The sequence below is a fragment of the Xanthomonas massiliensis genome, assembly GCF_900018785.1.
GTDB lineage: Bacteria > Pseudomonadota > Gammaproteobacteria > Xanthomonadales > Xanthomonadaceae > Xanthomonas_B > Xanthomonas_B massiliensis.
On record NZ_FCOY01000007.1, the window covers coordinates 1,168,985 to 1,180,581 of the forward strand.

The window sequence follows — 11,597 nt, forward strand, 5'->3', positions numbered from 1 at the left end:
TCGCGGAATCAAAGACTCCGCCGGTTGCAGCTCCGGATCCCCGCACGAATGCCCGTGCCACGCCTTGGGACCGGGAAAACCCAGGAAAAGGCTATCCCAATGCCCACACCAAGCAGATGACCAGCGACGCGATACAGATGCCGACAGGCACCAGGCGCCTGAAGCGCATGCCATAGCCACGGCCGTTGCGTACCAGCAGGGCCCCGAGTGCCGCCAGCGGGAGCGACAGCGCCAGATTGAAAACGAACACGGACAGGAACACCAAGGCGGCCCATCCCATCCATTCCCATCGGCTATCCGCGCCGATGTGTACGTGAAGGACGGTCACGACCATCTGCAGCAACAGGAAGGCCCAGGCCAGCACCCAGAATTTGTCCACCCTCATCTTGTCCACCCTCATCCAGCTAACACCCTCGCCGGTTCGGTCATCGACACGTGCTTGCCGGTGGCCGACGCCGGTCAAGTCGTGCCGGGAAGCGAGTCCGGCCGGGACGGACGATCGGGGCCCTCGCATGCCAGGCGCCAGGCGCGGCCCAGGAGGATCGCGAGGTACTGGCCGAGGTGGCCGCTGTATTCGCCGAGGGTACGTCCGGCCAGCCGGCGCGCGGCTCCCGGCAGCCCCCGGGAAGTGATCCGGTCGGTGGCCGCAAGCGCCGGCACCAGGCGACTCCAAGCGTTGATCGCCGCGGGCCCGAGGACGCCCGAGACGAACGAAATCGTCTGCGCGCCCACCAGCAGCAGCAGTGCGTCCAGGCCTATCGCGTCGAGGAAGGGAACCAGCAGGCGCAGCTCCGGATGGGTCGCCAGCGCGAATAACAGGAGCGCGCCGACAATGCCGCCGACGCGCCGCCAGAACTTTCGGCTCTTCCAGAAGGGAGGTGTCATCTCGGTGGATCCTTGCGTCAGGTGGGGCGTTCCGTGGACAGGCTGCCAGGCCGGCGCATCCGGCCGCCGGGACCACCGCCACGACGCGGCATCGGCCTGGACGATGGGTTGGGGCTCACGCCTGGAAAGGCAATCCCACGCATTCCAGCTCGAACACGTGGTTGTCGAAATCCATGAAATACAGGGCGGTATCGTTGCGGGCCATTTGGCAGCGGTGGCCCAGCCGGGCGAGCTTGTCCGCGAAATGGGCCAACTGCTCCTTCGAAACCCTGAAAGCGATGTGGTCGCCGAGAAGCGGCCGATCCACGCTCGCTTCAGGAAGAACCAGCCAGGTGGAACCCAGCTGGACATAGGTCTCGTCATGGCCTTCCTCGTCCCTGTGCCGGCAGATCCTCGCGCCGAAGACGGAATGGAAGAATTCCGCGGTCCTGTCGGGATTACTGACGACCAGGGCGATATGGCTGAGGGGACCGAGCATGTCCATGGGATCACCGCATCGTTGGTGGTACTGCCTGAATCAGGCGACTGTCTACGCCGTGGACTGCACTCTAGCGTAATCGGCCCACGTCAGCCTCCGGCGCGAATTGTTGGCGATCCGCCGGCAACGTCGCGGCGGTTGGCACCAGATCCGCGAAATAAAACCCATCGCGTTCCACGACCTCGCCCACAACGGCATCAAGCGGCTCCCGGAACATCGGCCCGGCCAGAACACATGTGTGGAATTCGCCGTTTTCACCGCAAGGATCCACCCCCGCGGGCAGCTCGTCGACAAAGGCGTGATCGAACACCCGTCCAGCAAACGAGGGAGAAAGTTGCTTTGGATCGACACACGTGACGACAGCGACCACGCCCGCATCGATTATGCGCCGTGCAAGTGTCCCGGTAGGCTCGCGCCAGTTGGGGAAGAGGGGTTGAAGGCCAGAGCCTTCAAGCTGCTTGATGCGATAGTTGCGGATGTCCTCCAGAAACAGGTCGCCAAAGGCAATATGCGTTGCGCCACAAGCAAGCCCATGTCTGAAGGCGGCACGCATTTCGCGCTCGTACACTTCATTGGAGCAAGGCCAGGGCAGCGGGACGACGCGCAGGGAGAGCCCGATAGCGCGGGCCTGCGCCTCGACCAGAGCCAGACGGGTCGAATGCATCGCCACTCGCTCGTGGACGATATTGACGCTCGTCAGCAGACCGACGAGCTCCACGTCCGGGTTTTCCCGGAGCGTGTGCAACGCCCAGGCACAGTCTTTACCCGAACTCCAGGATAGCAGTACGCGCTGTTTCATCTGCTCGGGATTTTCCTCTGCCGGTCGACGTGGCTCAAATGCATGGCCAGTGTGCAGCGACATCCGCCCAATAGGCCATCGCGGTGCTTCCTGCCGCCTCGTTCGCAACCCCATGGCCGTCGCCGACGACCGAGTGGCGAAGCGATCGGCAGCGAGCCACTGCCGCATGGAGGCAGCGAATGCACGAGTCGCGGTCGTAGGCGGCGAGGGTCGCCTGGAGTTGCGCGGCACGGGACGGGGCCGCGGTCTCTACGTGGCGCACACCTGCCGGCTGCGCCCCCGCCTCCACCAGTACGAGGGCCCCAGGACGCGCACGCGCAGGAAGGCGAGGAAATCCACTGCCTCGAACAGCTCGCCCCGGCCGACCTTGAGCGTCGCGTAGCGGATCCATACCCAGAAGCGCCCCTCGATCCAGGCCAGGTCCGGCGGCGGATAACGCGCCTCGGCCGTCCGCAGGACTTGGCTCAATCGCCCCTCACGCTCCCAGAGCACGACCGGTTCGTCCACGCGGGCGGCGGCGTCGGGCAGCGAGACGAAGCTTCAGATCGACACGGGACGGCGCGCCGCCGGCTTCGCCCTCGTGCAGATCAACAGGCGTGGTGCGCCCACACGCTCGTCGGTGAACGCGGCCACGAGCGGACCCGGCCTGGCCGCAAGACGATGATGCTCGCCCACGATGGCTGCCACGGTGCCGGGTTCCACCTCAAGGACCCGGTGCAGGTCGCTGAACTCGTCCCTCCCTCCACCGGCGAACGCGCCGGCAGCGGCTACGCCGACGATGCGCGGATCGGCCCGCAGGTGGGGCATGGCGCGCCCGGGAAGGGATGCATGCGAACGGCGAGTGGTGCCTGCCCTGCATATGAATCCGCGCCTCCACCCCTGATCCTCATGCGGCATCACGTTCACGGAAACGCGAAGTGCCGGCGCCGGAATTGAGCCGGGCCGCGAGGCAGGCTCGGCTTGCATGGATTGTCAGGCACCCTTGAGCTTCCAGCCGCCATCACAGTCGATGACGGTGCCCGTGATGAACGTGTTGGTCGTGACGAACATGATTGCCTGGGCAAGATCATCCGGAGTCCCGACGCGACCGACCGGTACTTTCGTGGCGAGCTGCTCGAAAAGCTTGGTTTTCTCTTGCACCGGAAGCCGCGACCACCAGGGTGTGTCTACGACACCCGGGACGACAGCATTGACCCGGAGCGGTCGGAGCTCGGAGGCCAGAACCGGAATCATCGCCTCCAGTGCGGCATTGATCGCGGCAAGCCCGGCAGTCCCCGGTTGCATTGCTCGTGAGGAAATCGCCCCGATAAACGTAATCGATCCGGTCCCGGAGATTGCTGGCAGGCACGCTTTGGCACAGTTCACTTGTGGCCAGAACTTGCCTTCGAATCCCTTGCGCAGGTCGGCGAGATCGAGATCCCTGAAGTTGCCGGCGCCGGAAGCACCGGATGCACAGACGACCAGATGGTCAAAGGGGCCAAGTTCGGAAAAGACGGCCTGACACTGCACAAGGTTGGAGGCATCGAGGGTGACGGGAAGAGCCCCGATCGCCTGCGCATTGGAAAACTTTCCAGGGTCTCGAGAGGCGGTCACGACTTCGTGACCGCTCGCTACCGCGGCCTTGGCCGCCGCAAGGCCGATTCCCGAAGTGCCTCCGACAATGACGTACTTCACGAATCCTCCGAAGGGTGCCCAAGGCCTGGGCTCAGCCGCACCGCGAAGTGGCATCGGCCTGGATGAGGTGCCGGGCGAGACTGGCCGAGAACCCTGCCCCCAGCCAATGTCCCGACGTGAAAAACACGACAAGGACCGATGATGCCACGGCTCCCAGGACGGGGTTTGCCCTGCAAAGCCTGGCGAACAAATTCGCCGAAGCCGATGACAAGGCGCGTAAGGCAGGCGCAATGCACAGGCCGAACCCCGCGCTGGCCGACAGCAGGAGCGGCGAGGATTGATCGCCGGAACCGACGGGGAAACGGCCAGCCGATTTGCCGAAGCAGAACCCGCCCGCTGGTCTTGACCCACACCGCTTAATGCCAGAATTAAATGGACCCGCGAATCGGCTTGGATTTCAATGGATTGTCAGGCGCTTTCTCGTGCGAACTCGTTTTCACGGTCATTCCATATCCAGCTACAGAGGCCCGGCTCATCCATCACCGAGTCCAGTACTTGATATTGCGCGATAATTGCGCCGCACGATACTTCTTGCAGTTCGTCGGTCAGCGACGCTCCTTTTTCGAGGATGCGCCAACCACTATCGGCGTCGCCTTTTTGCGAAACACGAACCAGCCTGTGAGGCCAGGCTGCATCTTGGACAATGCCTGCACTGACCAGGCATGTTTTACTGTAAGGAAGAACATACTCGTCGGGCAGCGTCACCGAAATGACGTGCTCTGGACGTATTGAGAGGATTGCACCGTTTAGCGAGGGAAAGAGGACAAGACTGTTGTCGATCTCCACCTTGTAGCCGCCATTTCCCACCTCCGTAACCGTCACCCATGGTCTTTCCGCGCTAATGGGGCCTGAGCTCGCGGTAGCCTCTAGAATGATTTTTGCAGTATCGCCGACCCGAAGAGAGCGGCGCTGGTCCGACCTGGGAATCGAGAAGCTTCTTGGATTCTCATCCCGCAACTTTTCTGCGTTGCCGATGACGTAATCCTGTCTGGATAATCCTCCCCGTGCTTTGAGGCCTGCCATTGCCTTTCGGAACCAATTCACCGATATCTCTCCTGGCGCACTTGGCGAGCAAACTAAGCCGACCCGCCAAGCGGGTTCGGCTTGAATGCATTGTTAGGCCGCGTCAAAGCGGATCCGAATAGATGATGATAGATCCGCCATCGGATAGCGCGCCCTGATACATGTCTTCTACGCCTTCAAGCTCGCTCCCCGGGCCAACTTTGCCGGCCTGCTGAAGGTCAGGGTCGTCCCATCCGTTGGTGCTCATGAAATCCTCGGCTACGGCCCAATCAAAGTCGCTTTCCCTGAATTGACGCAAGAACAAAAGGAACGCATGCCTTTCCCCTGGCGGGAATTTGCCCCCGGCTTTGGCAGTTGCTGTCCCGCAGAAGACATGAATTTCGTACACGGCCTGACGCCCAATTGGATCAACCAAACGCGACATAGGCGAAGTATCGCCAGGGCCAGGCGCGGGGCAAGCACGGAATTCCCATCCCCTTGATGTGTTGCGCCGACCGTCGGTATGCGATCGCTGCGTCATGCGGCGTTCCAGCGGGCACAATCCGTGCGCTCGCTGGAACGCGGCCCGGTCCCGGGCACACAGTACGCGCCGGCCTGGAACCCCGCCATTGAATGCCGGGCGACGCGTCGGCGTGCCCGGCGATATCGGCGCTCAGCGCGCGAAGTCCCACTGCAGGCCGACGGTGTAGCCGCGCGAAGGGCCGGGTTCATAATAGCGGCCGTTGCCGTCGTTGACGATGACCGAGCCGATGTAGGCGCGGTCGAACAGGTTGTCGACGCGGGCGAACAGGCGCAGGGGGCCGTGGGCGGTGGACCAGCGGCGCGAGGCTTCCAGGTTGTAGAGGGCGTAGCCGGCGGCGCGGGCGGTGCCCTGGTCGTCGGCCAGGGTGCTGCCCATGGCCACTGCCTCGGCGGCGAACTGCCAGGCGCGCGGCTGCCATTGCCAGCGCGCGGTGAACTGCTGGCGGGCCACGCCGGGCAGCCGCGTGCCGGCGGCGACCACGGCACCGGCGTTGCCGGTGGCATACGGCGAGCGCACGGTGGCGTCGATCCAGGTCCAGGCCAGGGCCAGTTGCTGGGTCTGGCCGATCGGCTGGTTCCAGCTGGCCTCGGCGCCCTGGCGGCGGGTCCGGCCGATGTTGCGGTAGGTGGTGCGTCCGCCACTGCTGGTGGCCACCGCCAGCTCGTCGTCGGTGTCGGCGCGGAACAGCGCCAGCTCGGCGCTGGCCCCGCTCTGCTGCCGCCACTTGGCGCCCACTTCGTAGTTGCGGCTGCGCGCCGGCGCCAGGTCCAGGGCCATGCCGGCGCCACCGTCGGCCCGGTAGCCCAGCTCGTTGAAGGTGGGGGTCTCGTAGCCGCGGCCCAGCGAGGCATGCAGGCGCAGCGTGTCGGTGGCGCGGAACACCACGCCCGCCACCGGCAGGGTGCCGGTGTAGTCGCGATGGCCGCTGTCGTCCGGATTGGTACCGGTGACGTAGCGGTCGCCCACCTTGAAGCGCACGTCGGTGTGGCGCACGCCGACCAGCGCCGACCAGCGTTCGGCGAACTGCCACCAGGCCTGGGTGAACTGGTCGGCGTTGGCCACGGTATCGATCTCGTCGCGGCGCAGCGCGCCCTTCACGCCCAGCACCGTGTCCACATAGTTCTCGTAGCCGGTGCGGTGCTGGTGCTGGCGGTCGGCGTTGGCGCCCACGGTCAGTTCGAACGGGCGGCCGGCCAGCTCGCCGCGCCAGGCCCAGCGCGCGTCCAGGCCGCCGTAGCGCCCGTCCGTGTCGACCACGCCGCCGCTGTGCAGGGGATTGGCCTGGGTCGCCGGCGGGATGGCCAGGTACTGTTCCACCGCACGGCTGCCGGCGTAGGCCATCAGGCGCAGGGTCTGCGCACCCATGTCCTGGGTGTAGACCGCGCCGCCCTGGGTCTGGCGCACCGATTTGCGGGTGTCGTAGGTGCCGGCCACCGCGGTGGCCTGGCGCGGGTTCTGGCGCACCTGCTCGGCGGTCAGGCCCAGCGGGTCCTGCGCATCGGGGGCGTCGAGGTAGTTGAACACCAGGTCCAAGTGCTTGTCCGGCGCCAGGTCCAGGCCGACCTTGCCGTTGACCGATTCGCGCCGGGCACGGCTGTGGTCGCGCCAGCCGTCGGTACGGAAATGGGTGGCGGTCAGGTCGTAGTGGACGATGCCCTGCTGGCCCAGCAGCTGCGCGGCGGCGGTGGCGGTGCCGTGGCTGCCCCAGGTGGTGCGCAGGCGCCACGGGTCGCCGGCCTGGCCGTCGGCGCTCCACAGCTGCAGCACGCCGCCGGAGGAATTGCCGTACAGCGCCGAGAACGGGCCGCGCAGCACCTCGATGCGGTCGGCGCCGAACAGGTTGAAGTGCGAGAGCTGGCCCTGGCCGTCGGGCATGGTGGCGGGCACGCCGTCCAGCAGCAGGCGCACGCCGCGCACGCCGAACGCCGAGCGCGCACCGAAGCCGCGGATGGAGAGCTGGGTGTCCTGGGCGTAGTTCTGGCGGTCGCGCGCCAGCAGGCCGGGCACGCCGGCCAGGGCCTCCGATACCTGCGCCTGCGGCCGGTTGGCGTCGCGGTCGATGTCGACGGTGGTCAGCGAGGCGGGCAGGTCGAAGGCATCGACGCCGCGCACGCGCGCCGCCTGCACCTGCACGGTGGGCAGGGTGCGCGCCGTGCCGTCGACGGCGCTGTCCGGGTCCTGGGCGAAGGCGGGGGCGGCGAGCGCCAGGCCGATGCCCGCCGCGAGAAGGCAGATGCGTTTCATGCGTGCATTGTCGCGGCTGCGGCGCCGGCCTGCAGCCCTGCCCGGGAAACGGCGCATTCCGCCAACGCCGCCGCGCCCTGCTACGATGGGCCGGCTCGGCCGACGGCCTGTTCCGGCGCCGCCCGCCGCATCTCCTCCCGTCACCTGCGAGTCCCACCGTGTCCTTCTTTGCAACTGTCGAACTGGCCCCGGGCGATCCCATCCTGGGCCTGACCGAGGCCTACAACGCCGATCCGCGTCCCAACAAGGTCAACCTGGGCGTGGGCATCTACTACGACGAGCACGGCCGCATCCCGCTGCTGCGCTCGGTGTACCAGATCGAGCAGCAGCTGGGCCAGGACGCCAAGCCGCGCGGCTACCTGCCCATCGACGGCCTGCCGGCCTACAACAAGGCCACCCAGGGCCTGCTGTTCGGCGCCAAGTCGCCGCTGCTGGAGGCCGGGCGCGTGGCCACCTCGCAGACCATCGGCGGCTCGGGCGCGCTGCGCGTGGGCGCGGACACGCTCAAGAAGCTGCTGCCGCACGCCAAGATCGCCATCAGCAACCCGAGCTGGGGCAACCACCACGCCATCTTCGCCGCGGCCGGTTTCGAGTTGGTGGACTACACCTACTATGCGCCGGCCACCCACGGCGTCGATTTCGACGGCATGCTCGCCGACCTGAACAAGCTCGAGCCGGGCACCGTGGTGCTGCTGCACGCGTGCTGCCACAACCCCACCGGCGTGGACCTGAGCCGCGAGCAGTGGGAGCAGGTGGCACTGCTGCTGAAGGAACGCCGCCTGTTCCCGTTCATCGACCTGGCCTACCAGGGCTTCAAGGCCGGCATCGACGAGGACGCCTTCGCGGTGCGCGTGATGGGCGAGATCGGCCCGGCCGAGTTCATCGTCGCCAGCTCGTATTCCAAGTCGTTCTCGCTGTACGGCGAGCGCGTCGGCGCGCTGAGCGTGGTGGCCGCCGATGCCGCCCAGGCCAAGGCGGTGCAGTCGCAGATCAAGCGCGTGATCCGCACCATCTACTCCAGCCCGTCCATGCACGGCGCCCAGCTGGTGGCCGGCGTGCTCGGCAGCCCCGAGCTGCGCGGCATGTGGGAAGAGGAGCTGACCGGCATGCGCGAGCGCATCCACGCGCTGCGCGCCGGCCTGGTGAGCCGGCTGGCCGGCCTCGGTGCCACCCAGTTCGGCTTCATCGAGCAGCAGGCCGGCATGTTCTCCTACTCGGGCCTGGGCAAGGCCCAGGTCGAGCGCCTGCGCGAGGAATTCGCCATCTACGCGGTCGGCTCCGGCCGCATCTGCGTGGCCGCGCTCAACCAGGGCAACCTGGACTACGTGGCCGAAGCGGTGGCCACGGTCAGCCGCGGCTGATCCGCCCGCCGGCGGCCACCACGGCCGCCGGCACCGCTTGCGAGACGGCCGGGCGGCGACGCCGCCCGACATAGCCCTTGCCCTTCATCGGATACCGGTGCCGGCCAGGCAGCCCGCACCGATGCCGTGGCGTGTGCGGCCGACGGCACGCCGGTCGCCAGGCGCTCGCCGGGCCGGCATCGCCCATTCAATCCGGCCACCGCTGGCGCCGCATCGCCGCCGGCGGCGCACGGCGGCGCGCGAATCGAAACCGGCGTTGGCGGCTCCGCCGCCGGAGATCCATCGGCGGCCGGTGCCGGTGGCGGGCGACGCCGCCCCACGCCGCGCCGCCCGCCTCCAGCGGCGGACCGGGATGCGTGCTTGTCCCGGTGCCGGCCGGGCGGGGACAATGGCCGTTCTTCCCGTCAGAAGGCGCGCCCGCCATGTCCGCCCAAGCCTATCCCTCGCTGACCCGCTTCCTGATCGAGGAACAACGCGCCGGCCATATCGACGCCGAGCTGCGCCAGCTGATCACCATCGTCTCGCGCGCCTGCACCAGCATCGCCATCGCGGTGGGCAAGGGCGCGCTGGGCGGCGTGCTCGGCGAGGCCGGCACCGGCAATATCCAGGGCGAGGCGCAGAAGAAGCTGGACGTGATCAGCAACGAGATCCTGCTCGACGCCAACGCCTGGGGCGGCCACCTGGCGGCCAGCGCCTCCGAGGAAATGGAGCACTGCCAGCCGGTGCCGGCGCAGTATCCGCGCGGCGACTTCCTGCTGCTGTTCGATCCGCTCGACGGCAGCTCCAACATCGACGTCAACGTCTCGGTGGGCACCATCTTCTCGGTGCTGCGCCTGCCGGCCGGCGTGGAGCAGGTGCACGACGAACACTTCCTGCAGCCGGGTACCGAGCAGATCGCCGCCGGCTACTGCATCTACGGGCCGAGCACGATGTTGGTGCTCACCGTCGGCCACGGAACCCACGCCTTCACCCTGGACCGCGAGACCGGCGCGTTCCTGCTGACCCGCGCCGACATGCGGATCCCGGCGGACACCAAGGAGTTCGCCATCAACATGTCCAACGAGCGCCACTGGGACGGCGCTGTGCAGCACTACGTGCGCGACATGCTCGCCGGCACCGGGGGCCCGCGCGGCAAGGACTTCAACATGCGCTGGATCGCCAGCATGGTCGCCGACGTGCACCGCATCCTCACCCGCGGCGGCATCTTCATGTACCCGTGGGACCAGCGCGAGCCCGAGCGCGCCGGCAAGCTGCGCCTGATGTACGAGGCCAACCCGATGGGCATGCTGGTGGAGCAGGCCGGCGGCGCGGCCAGCACCGGGCGCGGGCGCATCCTCGAAGTGCAGCCGGCGCGGCTGCACCAGCGCGTGCCGGTCTTCCTGGGCTCGCGCAACGAAGTGGCCGAGGCCGAGCGCTACTATCGCGACCTGGACGCGGCCGCGCCCGCGCGGTGATCCCGATCCGTTCCTTCCCCTGACCAGGTGCTCCCCATGGATGTGGCGACAAGACGGGTTTCGCTGACGATGCTGCTGGCCGCGGCGCTGCTGGCCGGATGTGCCGGCAGGCCGGCCAGGCCGGCGCAACCGGCGGCCGACGCGGCCCCCTGGATCGCGCCGATGCAGGCCGTGCAGCTGGCCGCGGCCGCCAGCGGGCGCGACGTGTCGGGCGTGTTCGCCCTGACCGTGCAGGCCACCGGCGAGGATCGCGGCCGGCTGTTCCTCAACTCCGAACGCGACTACCGCGACCCGCGCAACCTGAGCATCGCCGTGGACCCGCAGGCCGAGGCCGGGCTGGCGCAGCGCTTCGGCACGCCGCTGCAGGCCACGCTGCGCGGCAAGCGGCTGCTGGTCAGCGGCGCTGCACGGCGCGTGCGCATCGACTTCACCGTCGGCGGCAAGCCCAGCGGCAAGTACTACTACCAGACCCACGTGCGGGTCACCGACCCGGACCAGATCCGGGCGCTGTGAGCGATATCGGGCGCGGGACGAGAATCGAGCTACTCGTAGCCGGCCCGGTGTAGCGACGCCGCACAGGCCATGCGCCGCGCGCGGCGGCCGGACGGTGGCCGGCCCCGGGTGCCCCGCAACGGCGGGGCGGCGCAGCGCCGAGTCGTGCTCACCGATGTCCAGGACCATCGCGAACGATGGCTTGCGGTCATCGGATCAATCCGGACGCCACATCCGCGCACCGACGTGTCGCCCGGCAGCGCGCGGAGCGCCGGGAGCCTTGCTGGCAGCACGGTGCGGCCTTCGCGGTCCGGGGGGAATCGATGCGGGGCAGGGCGACCGTCGGAATACGATGGCTGGCACGGGTGCCCCGCAACGGCGGGGCGGCGCAGTGCCGAGTCGTGCTCACCGATGTCCAGGGCCATCGCGAACGATGGCTTGCGGTCATCGAAGCAATCCGGACGCCACATCCGCGCACCGACGTGCCATCCCGCAGCCCGCGAAGCACCTAAGCCCTGCCGCCAGCGCGGTGCGGCCTTCCCGGTCCTGGGGGAATCGACGCGGGTTACGGCGACCGCTGGAATACGATGGCTGGCACAGGTACCCCCGCAACGGCGGCCGGGGGGGCGCTGGGACGCGCACGCGGATGTCGGTGGCCATCGCG

13 protein-coding genes are annotated in these 11,597 nt (G+C 67.9%); 3 read left to right on the top strand and 10 right to left on the bottom strand.

The window, feature by feature from the left end; translation table 11 throughout:
• Nucleotides 1-91 precede the first annotated feature (91 nt).
• From BN3794_RS15270 to BN3794_RS15310, 10 genes are all read right to left on the bottom strand, one after another.
• Nucleotides 92-400, bottom strand: coding sequence for a hypothetical protein (locus BN3794_RS15270; RefSeq protein ID WP_066098669.1), 309 nt, complete (start codon nt 398-400; stop codon nt 92-94).
• A gap of 59 nt (nt 401-459) precedes the next feature.
• Nucleotides 460-885 (bottom strand): hypothetical protein, encoded by a 426-nt coding sequence (locus BN3794_RS15275; protein WP_066098671.1) that lies wholly within the window; start codon nt 883-885, stop codon nt 460-462.
• 115 nt (nt 886-1,000) lie between these two features.
• Nucleotides 1,001-1,369, bottom strand: a complete 369-nt coding sequence (locus BN3794_RS15280) for a VOC family protein (RefSeq protein WP_066098673.1) — start codon at nt 1,367-1,369, stop codon at nt 1,001-1,003.
• 64 nt (nt 1,370-1,433) lie between these two features.
• Entirely contained in the window at nt 1,434-2,162 is a 729-nt protein-coding gene (locus tag BN3794_RS15285) for a Dph6-related ATP pyrophosphatase (protein WP_066098675.1), read from the bottom strand.
• A 249-nt stretch (nt 2,163-2,411) separates the two neighbouring features.
• Nucleotides 2,412-2,630: a hypothetical protein gene (locus tag BN3794_RS15290; protein ID WP_147675807.1), complete on the bottom strand. Its 219-nt coding sequence runs from the start codon at nt 2,628-2,630 to the stop codon at nt 2,412-2,414.
• A 72-nt stretch (nt 2,631-2,702) separates the two neighbouring features.
• Nucleotides 2,703-2,969: a hypothetical protein gene (locus BN3794_RS15295; RefSeq protein ID WP_066098679.1), complete on the bottom strand. Its 267-nt coding sequence runs from the start codon at nt 2,967-2,969 to the stop codon at nt 2,703-2,705.
• Between the two features lie 165 nt (nt 2,970-3,134).
• Nucleotides 3,135-3,836: an SDR family oxidoreductase gene (locus BN3794_RS15300; RefSeq protein ID WP_066098681.1), complete on the bottom strand. Its 702-nt coding sequence runs from the start codon at nt 3,834-3,836 to the stop codon at nt 3,135-3,137.
• A 408-nt stretch (nt 3,837-4,244) separates the two neighbouring features.
• The gene (locus BN3794_RS16510) at nt 4,245-4,859 is read right to left on the bottom strand and encodes a hypothetical protein (RefSeq protein WP_147675808.1); all 615 of its coding nucleotides are present in this window, start codon (nt 4,857-4,859) and stop codon (nt 4,245-4,247) included.
• A gap of 103 nt (nt 4,860-4,962) precedes the next feature.
• Nucleotides 4,963-5,283: a hypothetical protein gene (locus BN3794_RS16515; protein ID WP_147675809.1), complete on the bottom strand. Its 321-nt coding sequence runs from the start codon at nt 5,281-5,283 to the stop codon at nt 4,963-4,965.
• Between the two features lie 228 nt (nt 5,284-5,511).
• Complete coding sequence (locus BN3794_RS15310) at nt 5,512-7,626, bottom strand: TonB-dependent receptor family protein (protein ID WP_066098684.1); 2,115 nt, start codon at nt 7,624-7,626, stop codon at nt 5,512-5,514.
• Nucleotides 7,627-7,784: 158 nt separating this feature from the next.
• Between BN3794_RS15310 and BN3794_RS15315 the strand changes: the two genes are divergently transcribed.
• The 3 genes from BN3794_RS15315 (at nt 7,785) to BN3794_RS15325 (ending at nt 10,954) form a co-directional block, all read left to right on the top strand.
• Nucleotides 7,785-8,987: an amino acid aminotransferase gene (locus tag BN3794_RS15315; protein WP_066098686.1), complete on the top strand. Its 1,203-nt coding sequence runs from the start codon at nt 7,785-7,787 to the stop codon at nt 8,985-8,987.
• Nucleotides 8,988-9,409: 422 nt separating this feature from the next.
• Complete coding sequence (locus tag BN3794_RS15320; protein WP_066098688.1) at nt 9,410-10,441, top strand: class 1 fructose-bisphosphatase; 1,032 nt, start codon at nt 9,410-9,412, stop codon at nt 10,439-10,441.
• Nucleotides 10,442-10,510: 69 nt separating this feature from the next.
• On the top strand, nt 10,511-10,954 hold the full coding sequence (locus BN3794_RS15325; RefSeq protein WP_066098690.1) for a hypothetical protein: 444 nt from the start codon (nt 10,511-10,513) through the stop codon (nt 10,952-10,954).
• The last annotated feature ends 643 nt before the right edge of the window (nt 10,955-11,597 follow it).